The sequence below is a fragment of the Pseudomonas sp. MCal1 genome (assembly GCF_026341415.1).
In the GTDB taxonomy this organism is placed as follows: domain Bacteria; phylum Pseudomonadota; class Gammaproteobacteria; order Pseudomonadales; family Pseudomonadaceae; genus Aquipseudomonas.
The window spans coordinates 443250-468418 of the sequence record NZ_JAKUMP010000001.1; the positions used below are offsets into that span (position 1 = coordinate 443250).

At 60.5% G+C, this 25169-nt stretch carries 20 protein-coding genes, 1 tRNA gene and 1 pseudogene; 8 read left to right on the forward strand and 14 right to left on the reverse strand.

What is annotated here, in order from left to right; genetic code table 11:
- Positions 1-10 precede the first annotated feature (10 nt).
- Positions 11-1231, forward strand: a complete 1221-nt coding sequence (locus tag MKZ87_RS01970) for an amino acid deaminase (protein ID WP_227232726.1) — start codon at positions 11-13, stop codon at positions 1229-1231.
- Entirely contained in the window at positions 1231-2163 is a 933-nt protein-coding gene (locus MKZ87_RS01975) for a sugar kinase (RefSeq protein ID WP_085701914.1), read from the forward strand. The genes MKZ87_RS01970 and MKZ87_RS01975 overlap by 1 nt, the downstream gene beginning before the upstream one ends.
- 113 nt (positions 2164-2276) lie before the next feature.
- Here MKZ87_RS01975 and MKZ87_RS01980 read toward each other — a convergent pair whose 3' ends face one another.
- Positions 2277-2552, reverse strand: a complete 276-nt coding sequence (locus tag MKZ87_RS01980) for a peptidylprolyl isomerase (RefSeq protein ID WP_085695956.1) — start codon at positions 2550-2552, stop codon at positions 2277-2279.
- Between the two features lie 50 nt (positions 2553-2602).
- A complete protein-coding gene (locus MKZ87_RS01985) occupies positions 2603-5140 on the reverse strand; it encodes a PAS domain-containing protein (protein ID WP_266200161.1) in 2538 nt (845 codons plus the stop codon).
- A 127-nt stretch (positions 5141-5267) separates the two neighbouring features.
- On the opposite strand from MKZ87_RS01985, the gene MKZ87_RS01990 reads away from it, so the two are divergent.
- Positions 5268-6377: a PilT/PilU family type 4a pilus ATPase gene (locus MKZ87_RS01990; protein WP_085701916.1), complete on the forward strand. Its 1110-nt coding sequence runs from the start codon at positions 5268-5270 to the stop codon at positions 6375-6377.
- 6 nt (positions 6378-6383) lie between these two features.
- Here the strand turns inward: MKZ87_RS01990 and MKZ87_RS01995 are convergent.
- From MKZ87_RS01995 to MKZ87_RS02050, 12 genes and pseudogenes are all read right to left on the reverse strand, one after another.
- Positions 6384-8339: pseudogene (locus MKZ87_RS01995) on the reverse strand (acetoacetate--CoA ligase).
- 63 nt (positions 8340-8402) lie between these two features.
- On the reverse strand, positions 8403-9176 hold the full coding sequence (gene hbdH, locus MKZ87_RS02000; RefSeq protein ID WP_266200162.1) for a 3-hydroxybutyrate dehydrogenase: 774 nt from the start codon (positions 9174-9176) through the stop codon (positions 8403-8405).
- Between the two features lie 7 nt (positions 9177-9183).
- Positions 9184-10575 (reverse strand): GntP family permease, encoded by a 1392-nt coding sequence (locus MKZ87_RS02005; RefSeq protein ID WP_085701918.1) that lies wholly within the window; start codon positions 10573-10575, stop codon positions 9184-9186.
- Between the two features lie 274 nt (positions 10576-10849).
- Positions 10850-12265 (reverse strand): sigma-54 interaction domain-containing protein, encoded by a 1416-nt coding sequence (locus tag MKZ87_RS02010; RefSeq protein ID WP_085701919.1) that lies wholly within the window; start codon positions 12263-12265, stop codon positions 10850-10852.
- Positions 12266-12305: 40 nt separating this feature from the next.
- A complete protein-coding gene (locus MKZ87_RS02015) occupies positions 12306-13880 on the reverse strand; it encodes an ABC transporter ATP-binding protein (protein WP_266200163.1) in 1575 nt (524 codons plus the stop codon).
- A 13-nt stretch (positions 13881-13893) separates the two neighbouring features.
- Entirely contained in the window at positions 13894-14916 is a 1023-nt protein-coding gene (locus MKZ87_RS02020; protein ID WP_085683860.1) for an ABC transporter permease, read from the reverse strand.
- Positions 14916-15977, reverse strand: coding sequence for a microcin C ABC transporter permease YejB (locus MKZ87_RS02025; RefSeq protein WP_085683859.1), 1062 nt, complete (start codon positions 15975-15977; stop codon positions 14916-14918). The genes MKZ87_RS02020 and MKZ87_RS02025 overlap by 1 nt, the downstream gene beginning before the upstream one ends.
- Complete coding sequence (locus tag MKZ87_RS02030; RefSeq protein WP_266200164.1) at positions 15977-17845, reverse strand: extracellular solute-binding protein; 1869 nt, start codon at positions 17843-17845, stop codon at positions 15977-15979. Before MKZ87_RS02030 ends, MKZ87_RS02025 begins: the two co-directional genes overlap by 1 nt.
- A 134-nt stretch (positions 17846-17979) precedes the next feature.
- Positions 17980-18261, reverse strand: coding sequence for a peptidylprolyl isomerase (locus tag MKZ87_RS02035; protein ID WP_007952068.1), 282 nt, complete (start codon positions 18259-18261; stop codon positions 17980-17982).
- A 97-nt stretch (positions 18262-18358) separates the two neighbouring features.
- A complete protein-coding gene (locus MKZ87_RS02040) occupies positions 18359-19228 on the reverse strand; it encodes an esterase/lipase family protein (RefSeq protein ID WP_266200165.1) in 870 nt (289 codons plus the stop codon).
- A 211-nt stretch (positions 19229-19439) separates the two neighbouring features.
- Positions 19440-19604: a hypothetical protein gene (locus tag MKZ87_RS02045; protein ID WP_176247703.1), complete on the reverse strand. Its 165-nt coding sequence runs from the start codon at positions 19602-19604 to the stop codon at positions 19440-19442.
- A 46-nt stretch (positions 19605-19650) separates the two neighbouring features.
- A complete protein-coding gene (locus MKZ87_RS02050) occupies positions 19651-20721 on the reverse strand; it encodes a 3-deoxy-7-phosphoheptulonate synthase (protein WP_266200166.1) in 1071 nt (356 codons plus the stop codon).
- Between the two features lie 645 nt (positions 20722-21366).
- On the opposite strand from MKZ87_RS02050, the gene MKZ87_RS02055 reads away from it, so the two are divergent.
- The 5 genes from MKZ87_RS02055 (at position 21367) to MKZ87_RS02075 (ending at position 25134) form a co-directional block, all read left to right on the forward strand.
- Positions 21367-21810, forward strand: coding sequence for a GNAT family N-acetyltransferase (locus tag MKZ87_RS02055; RefSeq protein ID WP_085696436.1), 444 nt, complete (start codon positions 21367-21369; stop codon positions 21808-21810).
- Between the two features lie 127 nt (positions 21811-21937).
- Entirely contained in the window at positions 21938-22579 is a 642-nt protein-coding gene (gene uvrY, locus MKZ87_RS02060) for a UvrY/SirA/GacA family response regulator transcription factor (protein ID WP_032829778.1), read from the forward strand.
- Between the two features lie 2 nt (positions 22580-22581).
- Entirely contained in the window at positions 22582-24405 is a 1824-nt protein-coding gene (uvrC, locus tag MKZ87_RS02065) for an excinuclease ABC subunit UvrC (RefSeq protein ID WP_085701924.1), read from the forward strand.
- A 32-nt stretch (positions 24406-24437) separates the two neighbouring features.
- Positions 24438-24998 (forward strand): CDP-diacylglycerol--glycerol-3-phosphate 3-phosphatidyltransferase, encoded by a 561-nt coding sequence (gene pgsA / locus MKZ87_RS02070; RefSeq protein WP_085695967.1) that lies wholly within the window; start codon positions 24438-24440, stop codon positions 24996-24998.
- A 60-nt stretch (positions 24999-25058) separates the two neighbouring features.
- Positions 25059-25134 (forward strand) — tRNA-Gly (locus tag MKZ87_RS02075).
- Positions 25135-25169: the final 35 nt, after the last annotated feature.

Sequence of the window (25169 nt, forward strand, 5' to 3'; positions counted from 1 at the left end):
GAGTTCGACCATGACGACTGCCAACAACACTGCTGCCGTGGAAAAGGGCGATGCCGCCCTCGGCGCGCAACTGGTGCGTGACATCAGCTTGCCGGCGCTGGTGCTGCACCGCGAAGCGTTGGAGCACAACATCCGCTGGATGCAGAAATTCGTCAGCGACAGCGGCGCCGAACTCGCGCCCCACGGCAAGACCAGCATGACCCCGGCGCTGTTTCGTCGTCAGCTCGACGCCGGCGCCTGGGGTATCACCCTGGCCAGCGCCACCCAGACCCGCGCCGCTTACGCCCACGGCGTGCGCCGGGTGCTGATGGCCAACCAACTGGTCGGCACGCCGAACATGGCGTTGATTGCCGACCTGCTGGCGGCCGATTCGGGCTTCGATTTCTATTGCATGGTCGATCATCCGGACAACGTTGCCGATCTGGGCGCCTATTTCGCGTCACGCGGCGTACGCCTGAACGTGATGATCGAGTACGGCGTGGTCGGCGGCCGCTGCGGTTGCCGAAGCGAGCAGGAAGTCATCGAACTGGCCAAGGCCATCGGCGCGCAGCCGGCGCTGGCCCTGACCGGCATTGAAGGTTACGAGGGCGTGATCCATGGCGATCACGCTGTCAGCGGCATCCGTGAATTCGCCGCCTCGCTGGTGCGTCTGGCGGTGCAGTTGCAGGACAGCGGGGCGTTTGCCATCGCCAAGCCGATCATCACTGCATCGGGTTCGGCCTGGTACGACCTGATCGCCGAATCGTTCGAAGCGCAGAACGCTGGCGGGCGTTTCCTCAGCGTGTTGCGTCCCGGCAGTTACGTGGCTCACGACCACGGTATCTATAAGGAAGCCCAGTGCTGCGTGCTCGACCGTCGCAGCGACCTGCACGAAGGCCTGCGCCCGGCGCTGGAGGTCTGGGCCCACGTGCAGTCGCTGCCGGAGCCGGGTTTTGCGGTGATTGCTCTGGGCAAGCGTGACGTGGCATTCGACGCCGGCATGCCGGTGCCGCTGTTGCGTTACAAGGCCGGTGTGCTGCCGGCGGAGGGCGACGATGTCGGCGCCTGCAAGGTGACGGCGGTAATGGATCAGCACGCGTTCATGACCGTGGCGCCGGGCGTCGAGTTGCGCGTCGGCGACATCATTTCCTTCGGCACTTCGCACCCGTGCCTGACCTTCGACAAATGGCGCGTGGGGCTGCTGGTGGACGAGCAGCTGGCGGTGATCGAAACCATGGAAACCTGCTTCTGATGAATACGCTCAGTCCATTGGGGCCGAACACCCCGCGCATCGCCCTGATCGGCGAATGCATGATCGAACTCCAGCAACGTGCCGATGGCAGCCTGCAACAGAGCTTTGGCGGTGACACGCTGAATACCGCGGTCTATCTGTCCCGCGCCATGGGCGACAAGGCGCAGGTCGACTACGTCACGGCGCTGGGTGATGACAGCTTCAGTGACGCGATGTGCCGCAGTTGGGCCGACGAAGGCATTGGTCTGGATCTCGTCCAGCGTCTACCCGGTCGCCTGCCCGGTTTGTATTGCATCCAGACCGATGCTGCCGGGGAGCGGCGCTTTCTGTATTGGCGAAACGAGGCCGCCGTTCGCGACTGCTTTACCACGCCGGCGGCCACGCCGATTCTGGCGGCGCTGCCGGATTACGACGTGCTGTATTTCAGCGGCATCACGCTGGCGGTACTCGGTGCGCGGGGGCGGGAGAAACTGATCGAGACCTTGATCGAAGCCCGCCAGCGTGACGCGCGAATCGTCTTCGACAACAACTACCGTCCACGCCTGTGGGCCTCGGTGGAGGAGGCGCGGGCGGCCTATCGCAGCGTGTTGCCTCATGTCGATCTGGCGTTGCTGACGGTGGACGACGAGCAGGCGCTGTTCCATTTCGAAGACTGTGACGCGGTGTTTGAAGCGTACGCGCAGATCGGCACGCCGGAAGTGGTGCTCAAGCGCGGCGCCGAAGCCTGTCTGATCCGTTGTGACGGGGAAGCGTTTGAAGTCCCGGCGCAGAAGGTCGAGAAGGTGGTGGACACCACGGCGGCAGGGGATTCGTTCAGTGCGGCGTATCTGGCCAGTCGCTTGCTTGGAGGGAGCCCGACGGAAGCGGCGCAGGCCGGCCATCTGCTAGCGAGCCGGGTTATTCAAGTACCCGGAGCTCTGATTCCGAAGTAATCGGTGAATGGCCGATTGCTGCGCAATCGGATCGCGAGCAAGCTCGCTCCCACAGTGTTTGGTGTCGTTCACAGATACTTTGTGGGAGCGAGCTTGCTCCCGAAGTCAATCACTCAGTCGCGGAAAAACACCTGCACCAGGTGATACCCGAACTTGCTCTTGATCGGCCCGTGCACGGTGCGCAGCGGTTTCTTGAAGATCACCGCATCGATCGCACCGACCATCTGACCCGGCCGCACTTCACCCAGATCGCCGCCACGCTTGCCGGACGGACAGGTCGAAAATTTCTTCGCCAGCACATCGAATGCTTCACCGTTGGCGATGCGTTGTTTGAGTTTTTCAGCCTCTTCGGCGGTCTTCACCAGAATGTGGCGGGCTTGGGCTTTCATCGTGCAATACCTGTAGCGGGGTGACGGCGGGGCGCGGATTATGCCTCAAGTCACGGGGTTTGGCTGAACATCGCGCGGATCTTGCCGGCCAGCTGTTCGATGGAAAACGGCTTGGCGACCATGTCCATGCCGTCCTCGAGAAAACCCTGACGCTCGGCGGCTTTCTGCGCGTAACCGGTCATGAACAACACTTTGAGCCCCGGTCGATGCTGGCGAGCGATCTCCGCCATTTGCCGGCCGTTCATGCCCGGCAGGCCGACGTCGGTCACCAGCAGGTCCACCCGCAGGTCCGATTCGAGTAGCGGCAAGGCACCCTTGGCGTCTTCGGCTTCATGGGCGTGATAACCCAGCTCCTTGAGCAGGTCCATGACCAGCATGCGCACCGCCGGATCGTCCTCGACCACCACCACGGTTTCGCCGGTGGCGACAGTAGGGGTCTCGGTGACTGTTTCGATCTCCGGCCGCTCCGGTTCCAGTGCATGCAAACGCGGCAGGTACAGGCGCACGCAGGTGCCCTGGCCCGGCAGGCTGTCGAGGCTGACGTGCCCGCCGGATTGCTGGGCGAAGCCATAAATCATCGACAACCCGAGCCCGGTGCCCTGGCCGATCGGCTTGGTGGTGAAGAACGGATCGAAGGCTTTCGAGCGCACCGATGGCGTCATGCCGGTGCCGTTGTCGCTCACCGCGAGCATCAGGTAGTCGCCGGCCTTGACCGGTTCGAGTGTGGTGATGTCGTTGCCGTCGAGGTAAACGTTGGCCGTTTCGATCAGCAGCTCGCCGCCGTCGGGCATGGCATCACGGGCGTTGATCACCAGGTTGAGCAGGGCGTTTTCCAGTTGACTGACGTCAGTGCTGACGGACCAGACATGGTCGGCCAGGCGCAACTTGAGCTCGATCGGATCGCCCTTGGTGCGGCGGATCAGGTCTTCAAGTGAATGGACCAGCTCGTTGACGTCGATAGTCTTGCGATCCAGCGACTGACGCCGGGAGAACGCCAGCAGACGGTGGGTCAGCGCCGCCGCGCGGTTGGCCGAGGACACCGCCGCATCGGTGAAACGGCTGATTTCATCGGTGCGACCGCTGGCGATATAGCGTTGCATCAGGTCTAGGCTGCCGATGATTCCGGTCAGCATGTTGTTGAAGTCATGGGCGATGCCGCCGGTGAGCTGGCCCACCGCTTCCATTTTCTGCGCGTGGCGCAGGGCGTCTTCGGCACGCTCGCGTTCGAACATTTCATTCTGCAAACGCTGGTTGGCCTGGGCCAGTTGTTCGGTGCGCGCACTCACGCGTTCCTCAAGGGTTTCGTTGAGGTTGCGCAGGGCTTCTTCGGTTTTTTTACGTTCGGTCTCGTCGATCACGAAGATGTAGAAGCCGTTCACCGCGCCGTCCGCGCCGTGGCGTGGCAGGTAATTCATCAAGGCATGCCGCTGACTGCCGTCACGGTGTGGCGTGTACAGACTGAACGAGCAGGGTTGGCCGGCGAGCGCTTCGGCAATGTACGGCGCCCGCAGGAAATAGGCCTCTTCGCCGATCACTTCGCGGATCGTGCGGCCGTACAGCTCTTGCGGCGTGAGCCCGTACCAGTCCAGGTACGCGGCGTTATTCAGGCGAAAGCGTTGTTCGTGGTCGACGTAGCTGATCAGAATCGGCATGGCGTTAATGATCAGTTGCAGCTCGGTCTGGCTTTGACGCAGTGCCTGTTCAGTGTGTTTGCGTTCGGTCAAATCCAGCGCGGCGCCCAGAAAACGCATCGGCCGGCCATGATGATCCTTGTAGCAGCGCCCGCGGGCGAACACCCAGCGCAGCTCGCCATTGGCTTGCAGCAGTCGATACTCCTCGGCGTATTCGGTGCCGTGGGTGATGCAATGCTTGATGCTGCGGGCGATCAACGCGCGGTCTTCGGGGTGCACGCCGTGCAGGTATTCACTGATCGGCAATTGTCCGGCCAGCGCTGGGTCGACCCCGTGCAACTGGGCGAAATGCGCGTCGGCAATGAAGCGGTCTTCGCCGATATCCCAATCCCAGGTGCCGACCGCATCGGTGGCCGCCAGCGCCAGTTGCAGGCGCTCTTCGCTTTCGCGCTGGGCCTTGAGGCTGTCTTCGGAGCGCTGCTGCAGTTCCAGGGCGATGCGCCGGCGTTCGTTGGTTTCAATGGCGGTGACCAGGATCCCGGCCACTTGCGCGCTTTCGTCGCGGATCGGGCTGTAGGTCAGATCCAGCCAGAAGTCGGAATCCTTGCCGTCCCGTTGCAGGGTAAAGCGTCGTTCGCTGTAGGTTCGCACCTGGCCTTGTAGGACGGCGCTGTAAATCGGGTCGGTAAAGTCCCGAAGTTCCGGCCATATCTGGTGCGCCGGCTGTCCGAAAGCGTGCGGATGTTTGCTCCCGGCGAGCAGCGCAAAGCCGTTGTTGTAGATCTGGGTCAGTTGCGGGCCCCACAACAGCAGCATCGGCATCGGCGAGTGAATCACGATGTCCACCGCGGTGCGCAGGCTTTGTGGCCAGGTGTCGGCGCTGCCCAGCGGGCTGCGACTCCAGTCGGTGCGGGCAATCAATGCCTGGGCGTCGTTGGTGTTTGGTACAGCGTTCATCACATCAATCCTGAACATCGGTCGGTGAGGCGGCGTCTACTATCCTAGTGCGGTAGACGCTGTAAGACCCGTCGCGTCACGACGCACGGTCTTGTGTTCATTGAAAGCTTCGCAGGTGCTTTAGGCCATGGAAATCGATGCATTGCTCAAACAACTGGCGAGCCGCCACGGTTCGGATCTGTTCCTGTCCACGGGCGCACCGCCCAGTGCGCGGTTCGACGGGGTGTTGACGCCGTTGAGCGAGCAGCCCTTCAAACCCGGTGAGGTGGCCACTGTCGCCGCTTCCCTGATGGACGCTGAACAACGTCGGGAGTTCGACCGGGATCTGGAAATGAACCTGGCGATTTCCCGCACCGGCATCGGTCGCTTTCGGGTGAATATCTTCAAGCAACGCAACGACGTGTCAATCGTGATCCGTAACGTCAAACTCGATATTCCGCGATTCGAAGACTTGAAACTGCCGTCGGTATTGCTCGAATCGGTGATGCTCAAGCAAGGGCTGATCCTGTTCGTCGGCGCCACCGACTCGGGTAAATCCACGTCGCTGGCGGCGCTGATCGATCATCGCAATCGCCACAGCAGCGGTCACATCATCACCATTGAAGACCCGGTGGAATACATCCATCGCCATAAGAAGTCGATCATCAACCAGCGCGAAGTCGGAGTCGACACGCGCAGCTTTCACGCTGCGCTGAAAAACACCCTGCGCCAGGCCCCCGACGTGGTGCTGATCGGCGAAATCCGTGACCGCGAGACCATGGAGCATGCGCTGGCTTTCGCCGAAACCGGGCACCTTGTGTTGTCGACATTGCATGCCAACAACGCCAATCAGGCGCTGGACCGGATCATCAATTTCTTCCCCGAAGAACGCCGGCCACAATTGCTGCATGCCTTGGGCAATCACCTCAAGGCGTTCGTCTCCCAGCGTCTGGTCCGAACCCGGGACGGTCAGCGCCGGGCCGCTGCCGAGGTGATGCTCGGCACGCCGACGATTGCTGACCTGATCCGGCGCAATGACTTTGGCGAGCTGAAAACCATCATGGAGAAATCGGCCGAACTGGGCATGCAGACCTTTGACGGTGCACTGTTTGCGCTGGTGGCAGAAGGGGTGATCGATGAAGACGAGGCCCTGAAAAACGCAGATTCGGTCAACAACCTGCGCCTGCGTCTGAAGCTCCACGCCGACACCATGTCGTCCCCACCGCCATCGACTGGCGAGTGGGGGCTGATGGACTGACAGGCGTCAGTCGCGAAGTTCGACCCGATTGCGAAACTGCTCAAGTGCTTGCGGGTTGGCCAGCGCGTCGGTGTTTTTCACCGGTTCACCGTGCACCACATTACGCACGGCCAGCTCCACCACCTTGCCGCTGATGGTGCGCGGAATGTCGCTGACCGCGACGATCTTCGCCGGTACATGGCGCGGTGTGGTGTTGGCGCGGATCACCTGGCGGATCTGCTGTTGCAGCGCCTCATCCAGCGTTACGCCTTCCTTGAGGCGCACGAACAGCACTACTCGCACGTCATCCTGCCATTGTTGGCCAATGGCGACACTGTCCAATACCTCCGGAACTTTCTCCACCTGACGGTAGATTTCAGCGGTACCGATGCGCACGCCGCCGGGGTTGAGCACGGCGTCGGAGCGGCCGTGAATCAGCATCCCGCCGTGGGGCAATTGTTCGGCGTAGTCACCCTGGGCCCAGACGCCGGGGAACTGGCTGAAATAGGATTTGCGCAACTTTTCGCCGTCGGGATCGTTCCAGAGTCCGACGGGCATCGCCGGGAATGGTCGAGTGCACACCAACTCACCTTTTTCGCCAATCACCGGCTGCCCGGCGTCATTCCACACTTCGACGGCCATGGCCAGACTCTTGCCCATGATCTCGCCCCGGCGCACTGCCGACATCGGGTTGCCGTTGACGAAGCAGGACACGATGTCCGTGCCGCCGGACATCGAGGACAGGCAGACGTCGGGTTTGAAATCGCGATAGACGAAGTCGTAACTCTGCGGCGACAGCGCGGAACCGGTACAGAGCAGGGTTTTCAGGTGGCTCAAGTCGTAGGTTTCACGGGGCTTGATGCCGCTGTTTTCCAGGGTCGCGAGAAATTTCGGGCTGGTGCCGAACACGCTGACCTGCTCGTCGTCCAGCAGCTCCAGCATTCGCTCGTTGTCCGGATAAAACGGTGAGCCGTCATACAGCACCACCGCGCTGCCGACCGCCAGCGCCGACACCAGCCAGTTCCACATCATCCAGCCGCAAGTGGTGTAGTAGAACAAGCGGTCGCCGGGGCCCAGATCGACATGCAGCCCGTGTTCCTTGGCGTGTTGCAGCAACACGCCGCCGGTGCTGTGAACGATGCATTTAGGTACGCCGGTGGTGCCGCTCGAATAGAGCACGTACAGCGGATGGTCGAACGGCACCGGGACGAAGTGCGGTTCATCGCCCGGTTCGTAGAAGTCGTCCCACAGCGTGACGTTAGCGGGTGTCCGGTAATCCGTGGCCTGCGCCTGAGGTCGTGCGTAAGGCACGATGATCAGCTGTTGCAAGGACGGCAACTGCTCGAGGATTTCGTTGACCTTGACGGTCTGGTCGATCGCTTTGCCGGCGTAGCGGTAACCGGCACAGGTGATCAACACTTTCGGTTCGATCTGGCCGAAGCGATCAATCACCCCGTGGGTGCCGAAGTCCGGTGAGGAACAGGACCAGATTGCGCCGAGACTGGTGGTCGCGAGCATTGCCACCAGGGTTTGCTAGGTGTTGGGCATGCAGGCCGCGACCCGGTCGCCGACCACGACGCCGGCCGCTTGCAGGCTGGCCTGGAACCCGGCGACGTGTTGGGCCAGGTCGGCCCAGGTCAGCAATTCTCGCTGACCGTTTTCCCCGATGGCGATCACGGCGATTGCATCGTCGCGTCGGCTCAGCAGGTGTTCGGCGAAGTTCAGGGTGGCGCCGGGAAACCATTGGGCACCCGGCATTTTCAGGCCGTCACGCAGAACGGCGTCGGGCTGGGTATGAAAACGGATATCGAAGAAATCGACGATCGCCTGCCAGAACGCTTCGCGCTGGTCGATGGACCATTGGTGCAGGGCCGGGTAGTCGTCGAGGTGCACGTGGTGACGCTGGATGATGAAGCGCCGAAAGCCGTCCATGCGGGACCGGGCAATACGTTTGGCATCGGGCTGCCAGAGAATGTCGGACATGGTTTGCCTCTTATTGTTTGTCAGAAAGCTCCCACCGCAACGTGGGAGCGATCAGTTGCAAGCTTACTGCGCGAGCCACCCGCCATCGATATTCCACGCCGCGCCACGCACCTGGCTACCGGCTTCGCTGCACAGGAACAGCACCAGTTCACCCAGATGTGCAGGGGTGACGAACTCCAGCGACGGCTGCTTCTCGGCCAGCAAGTCGTGTTGCGCCTGCTGTGGGTCGACACCCTTGGCTGCGCGATCATCGATCTGCTTCTGCACCAGTGGCGTCAGCACCCAGCCCGGGCAGATGGCGTTACAGGTGACGTTGCTGGCGGCGGTTTCCAGGCCGACCACCTTGGTCAGGCCGATCACGCCATGTTTGGCTGCCACGTACGCGGCTTTGCCAGTGGAACCGACCAGACCGTGCACCGAGGCGATGTTGATGATCCGGCCCCAACCCTTGGCGCGCATGCCCGGCAAACTCAGGCGGGTGCTGTGAAACACTGACGACAGGTTGATCGCGATGATTGAATCCCAGCGCTCCACAGGAAACTCTTCAACCGCCGCAACGTGCTGGATGCCGGCGTTGTTGACCAGAATATCCACGCCGCCGAATTCGCGTTCGGCGTAGGCGATCATGTCGGCGATCTGCGCCGGGTCGCTGACGTCCGCCGGGTGATGGCCGACTTTGCCGCCGAACTGTTCGACTTCGGCAATCACCTTTGAAGCATCGCCAAAGCCGTTGAGGATCAGGTTGGCGCCAGCCTTGGCCAGCGTCAGGGCGATGCCCAGCCCGATGCCGCTGGTGGAGCCGGTAACCAGTGCGGTCTTGCCAGAAAGAGTCGTCATCAATACCTCACACAATGCCAGTGGCGTAGAAAGTGCCGATCACCACGAAAACCGCCAGGGTCTTGATCAGCGTAATACAGAAAATGTCCTTGTAGGCCTCACGGTGAGTCAGGCCGGTGACGGCGAGCAGGGTGATCACCGCGCCGTTGTGCGGCAGGGTGTCCATGCCGCCGCTGGCCATTGCGGCCACCCGGTGCAGCACCTCCAGCGGAATATTGGCGGCGTGGGCGGCGCTGATGAATTGTTCGGACATCGCGGCCAGCGCGATGCTCATGCCGCCCGAAGCGGAGCCGGTGATACCCGCCAGCAAGGTCACGGTGATCGCTTCGTTGACCAGTGGATTGGGAATGCTCTTGAGCCAGTCGGCCAGCACCAGAAACCCCGGCAACGAAGCGATCACAGCGCCGAAACCGTATTCCGACGCGGTATTCATCGCCGCCAGCAGCGCTCCGCTGACAGCGCTTTTGCTGCCCTCGGCGAGCTTGCTTTTGATGGCTTTAAAACCGAACGCCAGCACCATCAGGATGCCCACCAGCAAAGCCGCTTGCACCGCCCAGATCGCCGTCAGTTTGGCGATTTCGGTGGTGACCGGCGCGGCCATGCCCGGCAGCGCGAGGCTGTGGGTTTTGCCGTACCACTGTGGAATCCACTGGGTGAACAGCAGGTTCATGATGCCCACCGCCAGCAGCGGCGAAAGCGCAATCCAGGGGTTCGGCAGCTTCAGGTCTTCGGCGGTTTCCGGTTCGTTGCGCAGTTCGGTGCCGTAGCCTTCACCCGCACGGTGAGCCTTGTTGCGTTGGCGCTGCAAGAACAGCATGCCGGCGCAGAACACGAAAATCGTGCCGATCACACCCAGCCACGGCGCCGCCCATGCGGTGGTGTTGAAGAAGGTGCTGGGGATGATGTTCTGGATCTGCGGCGTGCCGGGCAGGGCGTCCATGGTGAACGAGAACGCGCCGAGGGCGATGGTCGCCGGGATCAGGCGTTTGGGGATATTGCTCTGGCGAAACATTTCCGCCGCGAACGGGTAAACCGCGAACACCACCACGAACAGCGAAACGCCGCCGTAGGTGAGCAGGGCACAGACCAGCACGATCACCAGCATCGCCTGGCGGGTGCCGAGCAAGCGTATCGCTGCTGCGACAATCGAGCGGGAGAAACCCGACAGCTCGATCAGCTTGCCGAATACGGCGCCGAGCAGGAACACGGGAAAGTAGAGTTTGATGAAGCCGACCATTTTCTCCATGAACACCCCGGTGAAAGCTGGGGCGACGGCGGAAGGGTCGGTGAGCAGGACGGCGCCGAGGGCGGCGATCGGGGCAAAGAGGATAACGCTGTAGCCACGGTAGGCCGCAAGCATCAGCAGCGCCAGGGCTGCCAAGGCGATGATCACACTCATGGTGTGCTCCTTCGATTGTTATTTTTGTGGGTGAAACGGGTGTGGGAAGGGCTATAGCGAGATCTGTGCCAGATGGTTAAGTTGTTGAAATAAAAGGAATTAAGTTGATGTTTGGTGGTGGTTTTCGAGGTCTTGTCTCTGTTTTGAGACTTCTATGGCTGTGAGGACGCTTTCGCGGGCAAGCCCGCTCCCACATGGTTACCCATATCTCCTGTGGGAGCGAGCTTGCTCGCGAAGCTTTTGATCTTGTCCCGTTACGGAGATTTATGTCTCTCTATTGAGACTCTGCAATGCCCAGCGCAATCATCTTCTTGTAAAGCGTCGAGCGTCCAAGCCCGAGCCTCTCAGCCGCCTCGATCACCTTGCCCCCGCATTGCGCGAGGGTGGACTGAATCAACTGCCGGTCAAACCGCTCACGGGCCTGACTGAAGGTCTCGCTGGTTAGCGGCTCTGACAGAGGCGCCAGCGTCCGTTCAACCGGTGTAAACGTGCCAATCGCCGCACGAATGTCATCCGCCGTCAGCATCAAGTCATCACTGAGCAACGCCGCTCGTTCCAGCACATTGCGCAGCTCGCGGATATTCCCCGGCCAGGCATGCTGACCCAGCAGCTCCAGCGCTTCGCGATTCAGCTCGTGTTGACTGCGCAGCTCTTCAAGAATCGCTTCACTGAGCGCCGGCAGATCGTCCAGCCGTTCGCGCAGTGGGGGCACCTGAATCGGCAGCACGTTGAGCCGGTAGTACAAGTCCGCTCGGAACTCGCCGCGCTTGATCGCCGCTTCCAGGTCTGTCGACGTTGCCGCAATCACTCGCACATCGCTTTGGATCACGTCGTTGGAGCCGACAGGTTCGAACTCCTTTTCCTGCAGCACCCGCAGCAATTTGCTTTGCAGCGGCAGAGGCATGTCGCCGATCTCGTCGAGAAACAGCGTCCCGCCCTGAGCAATCTGCAACTTGCCGGTGCGGCCCTTGCGGTCGGCACCGGTGAAGGCGCCGGGAGCCGTTCCGAAGAACTCGGCCTCGAGCAGCGCCTCGGGAATCGCTGCGCTGTTGATGCTGACGAAGGCTTTGTGCGCACGAGGCGAGGCGCCGTGGATCGCTTGAGCCAGCAACTCCTTGCCGCTGCCGGTCTCGCCCAGCAACAGAACCGGCGACTCGGCACTGGCGCTGCGACGGGCACGGCGCTTGACCTCGAGGCTGGCAGCGCTGGTGCCGATGAAATGGGCAAAGTTGTATTTGGTCTGCCGGGCACGCAGCAGCGAGCGGGTCGAGGCCAGTTCTTCCTGCATGCTCAGGTAGCGCTTGAGCATCGGCGAGAGGGTGCGCAATTCGTCGAACAGGGCAAAACCGATGGCGCCGATCACCGCGCCGGCGTCGTCGTGGATCGGCAGGCGCATCACCACCAGCGGTTCTTTCGGGGTGTCCTGCATGTCCAGCAGGATTGGCCGCCCGGTGCGCACCACTTCGCGCAGCAGGCTGCCGGGGATTACGCTTTCGCAGGGTTTGCCGATGGCGCCGGCCGCAGAGTCGAGACCAAAACGTCGGGCGTAGCGCTCGTTCATCCAGACGATGTTCGCGTCGCGGTCGACAATCACCGTGCCTTCACTGGACTGCTCGATGATCTCGAACAACGAACGGATGGCCAGCGTGCGAACCCGTTGGTAATCCTTGAGGCTTTCGGTGGTGTTCATGGCGGCGTCCATTGGCGGAAGTCAGGTGGCGCGATTATGCCTATCCCGGATGCGCTGCGGCCAACAGCTCTTTGGTGTACGGGTGCTGCGGTGAGTCGAATACGTCATGGCTGGCGCCACTTTCGACTACCTTGCCGTCCTTGATCACGATCATGTCGTGGGCGAGGGCGCGTACCACTGCAAGATCGTGGCTGATGAACAGGTACGTCAGACCGTGTTTTTCCTGAAGCTGGCGGAGCAGGGCGACCACCTGTTTCTGCACGGTGCGATCCAGCGCCGAAGTCGGCTCGTCGAGCAGGATCAATGCAGGCTTCAATACCAGCGCCCGGGCAATGGCAATGCGCTGACGCTGGCCGCCGGAAAACTCATGGGGGTAGCGATGACGGCTTTCGGGATCGAGCCCGACCTCCTTGAGCACGCGGATCACCTGGTCGTCGCACTCGTCGGCGGTGGACTGGCAATGCACTTCCAGCCCTTCGCTGATGATCTGCGCTACCGACATGCGCGGGCTGAGGCTGCCGAACGGATCCTGAAACACCACCTGCATCTGCCGGCGCCATGGCCGCATCTGCTTCTGGTCGAGACCGTCAAGTGCCGTGCCCTGGAAGCGAATCCTGCCCCTGGAGTCGAGCAGGCGCAGGATCGCCTGGCCGAGAGTCGATTTGCCCGAGCCGGATTCGCCGACGATGCCCAAAGTCTTGCCGCGCTGGATGTTCAGGCTGATGCCGTCCACCGCGCGCAGGTATTGCTTGCGCCGGAACAGTCCGCCGCCCACCGTAAAGTCGACTCGCAGATCATCGACTTCCAGCACGTTTTCACGTTCGTCCCGGGGCAGCGCCTCGCCCTCCGGTTCGGCGTTGAGCAACACGCAGCTGTAAGGGTGTTGCGGTGCGGTGAACAGGGTTTCGCACGGCGCCTGCTCGACGATTTCGCCGGCCTTCATCACGCATACCCGCTGGGCAATGCTGCGCACCAGATTGAGGTCATGGCTGATCAGCAGCAGCGACATGCCCAGGCGCCGTTGCAGGGATTTGAGCAGCAACAGGATCTTGCGCTGTACGGTCACATCGAGGGCGGTGGTCGGCTCGTCGGCGATCAGCAATTCGGGTTCGCAGGCCAGGGCCATCGCAATCATGACTCGCTGGCGCTGGCCGCCGGACAACTGATGCGGATAAGCCTTCAGTCGCTCTTTCGGCTTCTGGATGCCCACCAGTTCGAGCAGTTCGAGGATCCGCGCCTGAGCTTCCTTGCCGCCGAGGCCACGGTGCAGCAACAGGGTTTCGCCGATCTGCTTTTCAATCGTGTGCAACAGATTGAGCGAGGTCATCGGCTCCTGGAAAATCATGGCGATGCGGTTGCCGCGCAGATCGCGCAGGGTCTTGGGGTCGGCGCCGACCAGTTCCTGGCCACGATAGCGGATGCTGCCGGTAGTCCGGGCATCGCATTCCGGGAGCAGTTGCAGAATCGAATGGGCGGTCACCGACTTGCCCGAGCCCGACTCGCCGACCAGTGCCAGGCACTCGCCGGGGCGAATGTCCAGGCACAGGTTGCGCACCACGGTCTGGCCATGGAAGGCGACGCTGAGGTCACGGATTTCGATCAGGTTGTCAGTCATATCAAAGGTCCGTTCATGAGCGCGGGTCAAAGGCATCGCGCAGCGCTTCGCCGATGAATACCAACAGAGAAAGAATCAGCGCCAGGGTGAAGAACGCGGTCAATCCGAGCCACGGCGCTTGCAGGTTCTGCTTGCCCTGACCGATCAACTCGCCCAGTGACGCGCTGCCGGCGGGCATGCCGAAACCGAGGAAATCCAGCGCGGTCAGGGTGGAAATCGCCCCGGTCAGAATGAAAGGCAGGTAGCTCAGGGTTGCGTTCATCGCGTTGGGCAGGATGTGCCGGACAATCACTTTGCGATCACTCAAACCCAGGGCCCGCGCAGCCTTGACGTACTCGAGGTTGCGCCCGCGCAGAAACTCGGCGCGTACCACGTCCACCAGCGCCAGCCAGGAAAACAGCGCCATGATCCCCAGCAGCCACCAGAAGTTGGGCTCGACGAATCCCGAGAGAATGATCAGCAGGTAAAGCACCGGCAATCCCGACCAGACTTCCAGCAAACGCTGGCCGAGCAGATCGACCCAGCCCCCGTAATAACCCTGCAGGGCACCGGCCGCGATGCCGATCAGGGCGCTGACGAAAGTCAGCATCAGGGCGAACAGGATCGACACCCGCGCGCCGAAGATCACCCGAGCCAGTACGTCGCGCGCCTGATCGTCGGTGCCCAGCCAGTTGACCGAAGTCGGCGGGCTCGGTGCCGGTTTGTTGAGGTCGTAGTTCGGGGTGTCGTCACTGAACGGAATCGGCGGAAACAGCAGCCAGCCACCGTCCTTGCGGATCAGCTTCTGCACGTAATCGCTGCGGTAGTCGGCCTGGAACGGCAGTTGTCCGCCGAACTCCTGTTCGGTATGGCGCTTGAACACCGGGAAGTACCATTGGCCCTGATAACTGACGATCAGCGGCTTGTCGTTGGCGATCAATTCACCACCGAGACTGATCACGAACAGACCAATGAACAACCACAGCGACCACCAGCCCCGGCGGTTTTTCTTGAAGCGTTCGAAGCGGCGACGGCCCAGAGGCGAGAGCTTGAACATCAGGCATTCCTCGCGGCGAAGTCGATGCGCGGGTCGACCAGCGTGTAGCACAGGTCGCCGATCAGTTTTATCAGGAGGCCGAACAGGGTGAAGATGAACAGCGAACCGAACACCACCGGGTAGTCACGGGACACGGCGGCTTCGTAACTCATGCGCCCGAGGCCGTCGAGGGAGAAGATCACTTCGATCAGCAACGAACCGGCAAAGAACACGCTGATGAACGCCTGGGGAATGCCCGACACCACCAGCAGCATCGCGTTGCGGAACACATGTCCATAGAGCACCCGGTTTTCGCTCAGGCCTTTGGCGCGCGCGGTGACCACGTATTGGCGGGTGATCTCATTGAGAAACGAGTTCTTGGTGAGGATGGTCAGGGTGGCAAAGCCGCCGATCACCAGCGCCGTGACTGGCAATACAAGGTGCCAGAAGTAGTCGGCGATCTTGCCCAGCGTCGACAGTGATTCGAAGTTGTCGGACACCAGACCGCGCACCGGGAACCAGTTCAGCGAAGTGCCGCCGGCAAACACCACGATCAGGAACATCGCGAACAGGAATGCCGGCATGGCGTAGCCGATGATGATTGCCGTGCTGCTCCAGATATCGAAATGACTGCCGTGGTGCACGGCTTTTCGAATGCCCAACGGGATCGACACCAGATAGGTGATCAGGGTGGCCCATAGTCCGAGGGAGATGGTCACCGGCATTTTCTGCAGGATCAGGTCGGTGACCGTTGCGCCACGGAAGAAACTTTTGCCGAAATCCAGCTGCGCGTAGTTCTTGAGCATCAGCCACAGGCGCTCGTGGGCCGGTTTGTCGAAGCCGTACTGCTTTTCGATGTCCTTGATCAGTTGCGGATCAAGGCCGCGACTGGCGCGGGACGTGCCGCTCATGGTTTCGCTCGCACCGCCGCCGACGCTGGCGCCGCCGATGCCTTGCAAGTGGGCGATGGCCTGTTCCACCGGGCCACCCGGCGCAGCCTGGATGATTACGAAGTTGACCAGCAGAATGATCACCAGCGTCGGAATGATCAGCAGCAGGCGCCGCAGTATGTAAGCCCACATCAGTGCGGCCCTCCGGGTCTGCCACGGCTGATTTTCTCGGCCGTCATCTGCTGGTTGGTCAGCGGTGTACTGCTGATTTCCCACCAGCTCTCGATCGCTTCGTCATTGCTCGCCTGCACGGTGGGAATGCCGAAACGGTTCCACCACACGGTCGACGTGCCCGGCGGGTAATAGTTGGGAATCCAGTAGTAGTTCCATTGCAGCACCCGGTCCAGCGCATGGGCATAACGCAACATGTCGGCCTGGGTCGAGGCGCGTATCAGGCCGTTGATCAAGGTGTCGACCGCCGGGTTCTTCAGCACCATGTAATTGTTGGCGCCCGGGTCGTTGGCCGACGCCGAACCGAAGTAGTTCAACAGTTCGCCGCCGGGGGAGGTGGTGACCGGGTAACCGGTGACGATCATGTCGTAGTCGCGGCTCATCAGGCGGTTGACGTATTGCGAGGAATCGATGCGACGGATGTCGAGGTTGATGCCGATCTGCTTCAGCGTGCGCTTGTATGGCAGCAGCAGGCGATCCATGCCGTTCTGGCTGACCAGGAAGGTGAAGCTCAAGGGTTCGCCACGGTCGTTGACCAACTGGTCGCCATCAGGTTTCCAGCCGGCCTGCTCCAGCAGCTCCAGCGCTTGCAGCTGTTTGTCGCGGATAAGGCCGCTGCCATCGGTCTTCGGTGCTTCGAAGACCTGGGTGAACACTTCGTCGGGAATCTGTCCGCGCAAGGGTTCGAGAATCTTCAGCTCGGCGGCATCCGGCAGCTTGCGGGCGGCCAGTTCGGTGTTGGAGAAGTAACTCTGCTGGCGGATGTACATGTTGCGCATCATCTGCCGGTTGCTCCACTCGAAATCCCAGAGCATGGCCAGTGCCTGGCGAACGCGGCGATCCTGAAACATCGGCTTTTGCAGATTGAACACAAATCCCTGGGCCGACTGCGGCGCCTCGGTGGCCAGATGCGCCTTTTGCAAGCGACCGTCGCTCAGGGCCGGGCTGTCATAGCCGATGGAATAGCCAGTGGCGGAGAATTCACGGTTGTAGTCGTAGGCGCCACCACGCAAGACCTGGCGGGCGACGTCGGTGTCGCCGAAGTACTCGATGCTGAAGTGATCGAAGTTGTAGAGGCCACGGCTGACCGGCAGGTCCTTGCCCCACCAGTCGGGATTGCGTTCAAAGGTGATGCTGCGCCCGGAGTCGACCTTGCCGACTCGATACGGGCCGCTGCCCAGCGGCGGTTCATAGCCGCCACCGCCGGCAAAATCACGGGTTTTCCACCAATGTTCGGGAAATACCGGCAGGGTCGCGATGTCCAGCGGCAGGGTGCGGTTCTCGTTGCTCTTGAAATCGAAGCGCACGGTGAGTGGCGCTTCGACTTCGACGCCTTTGACGTCGGCGAACTGGGTGCGATAACGCAGGCTGCCCTGGGTCATCAGCAAGTCATAGGTGTAGCGAACGTCTTCGGCGGTGATCGGCTTGCCATCGGCAAAGCGGGCCTTGGGATTGATGAAGAAGCGCAGGGACAGGCCGTCATCCGAGCGTTCCATTTTTTGCGCCACCAGACCGTATACGGTGTAAGGCTCGTCGAGCGAGCGCTGGGCCAGCGGGGAGTACAGCAGGCCGTCGATCTGGCTGACGCCGATGCCTTTGTCGATATACGGCAGGACATGGTCGAAGTGGCCGATCTCGATGGCCGAGCGGCGCATCGTTCCGCCCTTGGGTGCCCGGGCGTTGGTGTAATCGAAGTGACTGAAGCCGGGCGGGTACTTTGCCGGTTCGCCATAAACGGTCATCGCATGCTGCGGTGCGGCGTCCACACCGGTGATCCCCAGCAGCAGGGTCACGGCAGTGAACATCAATGTCGGGAAAGCCAGTCGCATTGTCAGCCTTAAAGCCGGGTAATCGATAAGCGCAATTTGTACGCGAGCGGCGCGTCGTTCGCCAGCGGTGTGGTGTAATCGAAACAAAACGGCCCGCCATCAGGCGGGCCGTTGCGCAGCAGGTCGGGCTGAAATCAGTCCTGACGGCTGGTCACTTCCAGCAGGTGGTAGCCGAACTGGGTCTTCACCGGGCCTTGCACGACGTTGATCGGCGCGCTGAATACCACGGTGTCGAATTCCTTGACCATCTGGCCAGGACCGAACGAACCCAGGTCGCCGCCCTGACGGCTGGATGGGCAGGTGGAGTTGGCCTTGGCCACTTCGGCGAAGTCGGCGCCACCTTCGATCTGGGCCTTAAGTTCGTTGCACTTGGCTTCGCTGGAAACCAGGATGTGGCGGGCAGTGGCTTTAGCCATGGGGAAACACTCCAATCAAATCAGTAAAGGGGGGAGCCTACCGGATTCAGTGGCCGATTTCTCGGCAAAGTTCCATTCGCTCGTCTGATACCGGCTGCTATAGATTAGCCGCTTGCAGGCGCAAGGCGTGTTCGACATAGAGTTGGATCGGGTCACTCTCCGTGTTGCCCTGGCCGATGCCCCGACGCAGGCTGCGCAGATGGTCGAGCGGATAATCGGAACCGATCACGGTGCCGAGGTGGGAGCTGAAACGCCCGACAAATCCGTCGTTCTGCGCGGGCTCTGTAATGAAATATTCCGACAGGGCCAGGCAGATGCCCTGCACCGGGTCGAGGGGCTGCACAGTCAGCTTCGGCGCAACGCCACTCCACGAATAATAGTGAACGCCATCGACTCGCTCGGCGCCCTGGCCTCCCCAGGTTTTGGGAAGGCCCTGCGGGTATTTGTCATTGAATTGGCCGACTCCTACTGTCGTCAGTGCATTGAGTGCTGCCAGTGCATGGTGAGGCAGTTTTTTGTGTCCGCTGAGCAAAGAAAGAAAGTCGGAAAACAACGTCGCAACATTCTGCGCCACGGTCTCCGGCAGACATCCGGGGATCAGTGCCTGGCGCAGCAAGTCGGCCAGCTCCGAACCGTGGTTGGGCCCGCTGACCGAGGTCACGGAAGCGACCTTGTGTGGCGCAAGCGCTGCAGCGTATCGAGCAGACAACGCGCCCTGGCTGTGACCGATCAGGTTGACTTTTGTCGCGCCGGTACCTCGGAGCACAGCGTCGATCTGCGAGAGCAATTGCTCGCCTCGCACTTCGTTGTCATGAACGGCCGATAAGTGCGGCACAAATACCTGAACGCCAGCGGCCTTGAGTGCCTGTTTGACGTCATGGAACAGTTCGAAAGAGCCAATGCGCTCGAATCCGAACAGACCATGCACCAACAGTACGGGATAGAGAGTTGTGGCGTTTCGTTGCATTTTTCGTCCTTGATCGCAGAGATTCATCGATGTTGTCTGCGTGCCACTCTAAAACAGTCGTTGCGCAGGCGATGCCTGAATACTCTTTCTAGTGCGGTGGAAACTGGATCAGAGTTCGTATGAATTTTCACTTTTGAATGAGATCCGGTTCTGAATATTTGGAGGGTTCCCGGCTTGTCGAGCGCGCTTTTCCAATTTTTGCCTACTTGCTTCAGTGCAGTTCACCCTGTCTCGCCGGGTGTCGGGCTGACATCGGGTGATCAATCAAGCGCGTTAAATGCAGGCTCGCGAGCAGGTCTTGATTTCCAGAGAAGGGAGCAGCGAGTGAACAGGACGAATCCCGCGAATCCAGGGAGGGCACGTCGATGTTGAACATGGGCTCGCCCTCCGGGGGAATCACACACCGGAGGGCGGCTTGATTGTCAGGCTTGTTGTCGAATGCGTTGTGCGGCCCCGAGCAACAGACGTTCTGTTGCATCGAATCCAAGACAGCCGTCGGTCACCGAAACGCCATAGCGAAGCGATTCACTGAGTGCCTGACATCCCTCGAACAGATGCGACTCGACCATCATGCCGATCAATGAGCGGTTACCTTGCAGCCGCTGTTCCAGCACATCGTTGAACACGCCCGGCTGGCGGAGCGGGTCCTTGCCGCTGTTGGCATGGCTGCAATCGACCATGATCCGGCTCGGAATTTTCAGGCGGTTCAACTCGGCGTTGATGATGGCAACGCTTTCGCGGTCGTAATTCGGCCCTTTGTGACCACCACGCAGCACCAGGTGGGTGTCCGGATTGCCCGAGGTCTGGATGATCGCCGGGTGACCCTGGCTGTCTACACCAAAATGGCGATGGGCATGGGCTGCCGAACGCATCGCGTCAACGGCGACGGCCACGCCACCGTCAGTCCCGTTTTTGAAACCGACAGGCATGCTCAGCCCGCTGGCCATTTCCCGGTGGATCTGCGATTCAGTCGTGCGAGCGCCAATGGCAACCCAGCTCAGCAAGTCATCGAAGTACCCGGCCGCCATGGGCTGCAGCAACTCGGTGGCAATCGGGAGTCCGAGGCGGATCATTTCCAGCATCAGTTCGCGCGACAGCGTGAGGCCTGTAGCCATGTCGTCGCTGCCATTGAGATGAGGGTCGTAGGCCAGGCCTTTCCAGCCAACGGTGGTGCGAGGTTTTTCGACGTAGGCACGCATCACGAGCAGCATGTCATCACGGACTTCTTCGGCCAGGCGCGAAAGTTTGCTGGCGTATTCAAGCGCGGACTCGGGGTCGTGGATCGAGCAGGGGCCGACGATTACCAGCAGGCGTGGATCATGGCCATCGAGAATCGCGCGGACCGCCTGGCGGTGGGCGACGACTTGCTGGTTCAGCGCATTGCTCAGGGGCAATTGCTGTTTGAGTTGCAGCGAACTCGGCAGACGCAGGGTCAATGCTTCGTTGGCAGGGTTCAGGGTGGACAGTGGCAGAGCAGAAACGGACGAGTTCATATTCAGTCTTCCTGGGCGGACGGCGGGTATTTCCCGCTCACTCGGCCCTACTGGGGTGTTCGACAATTGGCCGGATTGGCTACGTGTGTTGGCTTGCCACCTGTGGGTGACCGATCGGAGGCGGCAGGCTGTCCCGAGCGGAGGCTGGTAAATCGCCAGGCGGTAAAACTGTCGTAACGGTAATAAGTGGCGTAGTTCATTGGTTGAATCCTCAAAGTGTCTGATGTGTTGCTGAGAAAGTTCGGGCCTGAAAAAACAAAACCCCCGGTCGGGAGGCCGACCGGGGGTTGAGAAATCTCTGGTAGGCGACCCGTTCAAATGGGCGCCGTGTGGGTATCAGGCGCGCCAGTGGCTAAACCAATACCCAAAATAAAAGCTTGCAGGAGCGCAGGCGCCGTTCACCCGGGCAGCCGCAACCGAGCGCGAGGCGCTGGCGGTACGAAGCTGTGAGAGGGTGTTGAGCATGAACTGTCTCCAAAGAATGCGCCGAGCTTACTAGAGGCTGCTGCGCGTCAGCAATCAGAAATTGCTATCGCAGGCACCCGAGAGACTCTATGGGTTGAGCGCCCGCCAGTGTATGACACACTCTGCTTCTGAACGTGTGCTCAAGTAAGGGTCATGAACTTGAAGAAGATCGAGGTCGGAATGAGTGTCGAGTTACGCCAGGCTACACCCGCCGACCTGTCGTTTGCGCGAGAACTGACTTGCCGAAACATGCTCCGCTACTACATTCACTATGACTTGCTGTGGCAGGACGAGGCGTTCGATGTCGCTTGGGCCGGGCGCGAAAACTGGTTGATCCTGCGTGACGGTGAACGGGTGGGATATTTCAGCCTGAGTCGTGATGCTCGGGCTGTGTATATCCGCGAATTGCAGATCGTCGAAAGCGCTCAAGGCCAGGGCGCGGGTTCCTGGGCGATCGATCAGGTTGTTGCGATGGCTCGACTGGAGCGGCGCCCGGCGTTGCGCCTGACGGTGTTCAAAAACAACCCGGCGCAAAATCTGTATCTAAGAAAAGGAATGTTTGTGCAGGGCGAGGACGAGTGTTTCCTGCGGATGCAGCTCGATTTCAGTACACCTGTGCTCTGAAACCCACGGCTGGCAAGCCCTCGATGAAGACTTGAAACTTTTTATATGTCGCTTGCCGCTAGGTCTGCCCGGCACTTTTTGCTAAGGTGTCCGGCATCCCAATAAGACCATATCGCGAGGTGTCTGCTTGATTAGGGTGCTAGTGGTCGACGACCATGATCTCGTTCGTACAGGCATTACACGAATGCTGGCCGATATCGATGGCTTGCAGGTGGTAGGCCAGGCCGAGTCCGGGGAAGAATCCCTCATCAAGGCCCGTGAGTTGAAGCCTGACGTGGTGCTGATGGACGTCAAGATGCCGGGCATCGGCGGTCTCGAAGCCACACGCAAACTGTTGCGAAGTCATCCCGACATCAAAGTGGTCGCGGTCACCGTGTGTGAGGAAGATCCGTTTCCTACGCGGTTGTTGCAGGCCGGTGCGGCGGGGTATCTGACCAAGGGCGCCGGATTGCCGGAAATGGTTCAGGCCATTCGCCTGGTGTTTGCCGGGCAGCGCTATATCAGCCCTCAGATTGCCCAGCAATTGGCGATCAAATCCTTTCAGCCGACCAATGATTCACCGTTCGACGCGTTGTCGGAACGGGAAATCCAGATTGCGCTGATGATTGTCGGTTGTCAGAAGGTTCAGATCATTTCCGACAAATTGTGTTTGTCGCCGAAAACCGTGAACACTTACCGCTACCGCATTTTCGAGAAGCTCTCGATCAGCAGCGATGTCGAACTGACGCTGTTGGCGGTTCGACACGGCATGGTTGATGCCAGCCTTTGACCATGACTGAAGCATTCGATTCGGGCGCCTTTCTAGCAACCGTCAGCGGGCGCCCCGGCGTGTATCGCATGTTCGACAGCGATGCGCGTCTGTTGTACGTCGGTAAGGCGAAGAACCTCAAAAAGCGTCTGGCCAGCTACTTTCGCAAGACAGGCCTGGCGCCGAAAACCGCGGCCCTGGTCGGGCGTATCGCCCAGGTTGAAACCACCATCACGTCCAACGAGACAGAGGCATTGCTGCTCGAGCAAACCCTGATCAAGGAGTGGCGGCCGCCGTACAACATTCTGTTGCGCGACGATAAATCCTACCCCTATGTCTTTCTGTCTGACGGGCAATTCCCGCGCCTGAGCATTCATCGCGGGGCCAAGAAGGCCAAGGGCAAATATTTCGGCCCTTATCCGAGCGCCGGGGCGATTCGCGAGAGCCTCAGCCTGTTGCAGAAGACGTTCTTCGTGCGTCAGTGCGAGGACAGTTATTACAAGAACCGGACCCGGCCATGCCTGCAATACCAGATCAAGCGTTGCAAGGCGCCCTGTGTCGGCTTGGTCGAGCCTGAGGTTTACGCCGAGGATGTGCGTCACTCGGTGATGTTTCTCGAAGGACGCAGCCATGCGTTGACCAATGAGCTGTCGACGGCGATGGAAGAGGCTGCAATCAACCTCGAGTTCGAACGCGCCGCCGAACTGCGCGACCAGATCGCCTTGCTGCGTCGGGTGCAAGATCAGCAGAGCATGGAGGGCGGCACGGGCGATATCGATGTGATCGCCGCGTTCGTCAACCCGGGCGGTGCCTGCGTCCACCTGATCAGCGTGCGGGGAGGGCGGGTACTTGGCAGCAAGAATTTCTTCCCCCAGGTCGGGATCGAAGAGGATGTGGCAGAGGTCATGGCCGCGTTCCTCGGGCAATACTTCATCAGCAGCCCGGAACGCGACTTGCCGAGCGAGTTGATCGTCAACGTCGTGCACGAAGATTTTCCTGCGCTGATCGAGGCCATTCAGGCGTTGCGCGGGCGTGAGTTGAGCATCAGTCATCGGGTTCGCGGCACGCGGGCGCGCTGGCAGCAACTGGCCGTGACCAATGCCGAACAGGCACTCGGCGCCAGGCTGGCAAACCGTCAACACGTTGCCGCACGTTTCGAAGCGCTGGCAGAAGTGTTGAATCTCGATGAGCCGCCGCAACGGCTTGAGTGCTACGACATCAGCCACTCCAGCGGTGAAGCGACGGTGGCCTCCTGCGTGGTATTTGGCCCGGAAGGGGCGATCAAGTCCGATTACCGCCGCTACAACATCGAAGGCGTGACCGCAGGCGACGATTACGCCGCCATGCATCAGGCTCTGACACGACGCTTCAGCAAGCTGAAGGAAGGCGAGGGCAAGTTGCCGGACATTTTGCTGGTGGACGGCGGCAAGGGACAGCTGTCGATGGCGCGTGATGTGCTCAACGAACTGGCTGTTCCGGATTTGATCTTGCTGGGGGTCGCAAAGGGTGCAACACGCAAGGCGGGATTCGAGACTTTGTATCTGAATGATGCTGCAAACGAGTTCACGTTGCGGGGTGATTCGCCGGCACTGCATCTGATTCAGCAGATCCGTGACGAAGCCCACCGCTTTGCAATCACTGGCCACCGTGCACGGCGCGGCAAGACCCGCCGCACCTCAACGCTGGAAGGTGTTGCGGGCGTCGGGCCGACCCGGCGTCGGGACTTGTTGAAACATTTTGGTGGATTGCAGGAGCTGTCTCGTGCAAGCATCGAAGAGATCGCCAAAGCACCGGGGATCAGCAAAAAGCTAGCAGAGTCGATTTATGCAAACCTGCATAGTGAGTAGAATGCCCATTCACCTCGTAGCCAGTTGTGCCGATGAATATCCCTAATCTGATTACCGTTCTCCGCGTCCTGCTCATCCCGATCTTCATTCTGTTGTTCTACCTGCCTTACCAATGGAGCTATCTGGCCTCAAGTTCGGTATTCGCTTTCGCGGCGGCAACGGATTGGCTCGACGGCTATCTCGCGCGACGCCTGGAGCAAAGCACGCCGTTTGGTGCGTTTCTGGATCCTGTCGCTGACAAACTGATGGTTGCTGTTGCCTTGGTGTTGCTGGTGCAAGAACATGGCAACCTATGGCTCACTCTACCGGCCGCTGTCATCATCGGTCGCGAGATCGTTGTCTCGGCGCTGCGTGAGTGGATGGCCGAACTCGGTGCCCGGGCCCATGTAGCCGTATCGAATCTGGGCAAGTGGAAAACTGCTGCGCAGATGCTCGCACTGGTGATCCTCCTGGCAAACCCCAAGGATTTCAGTTTCTGGGTTTTCATCGGTTATGCGTTGCTGATGGTCTCGGCAGGTCTGACCTTGTGGTCGATGGTTCAATACCTTCGGGCTGCCTGGCCACATCTGAAGACCGATGTTGAAAAGAAATAAAACTTTTTTGAATCAAAGGGTTGACGGGGCATCTGGAATCTATAGAATGCGCCACACCAAGCGGGAATAGCTCAGTTGGTAGAGCACGACCTTGCCAAGGTCGGGGTCGCGAGTTCGAGTCTCGTTTCCCGCTCCAAGTTTGTACAGCGTTTGTTGTTGCGCTACTGACAG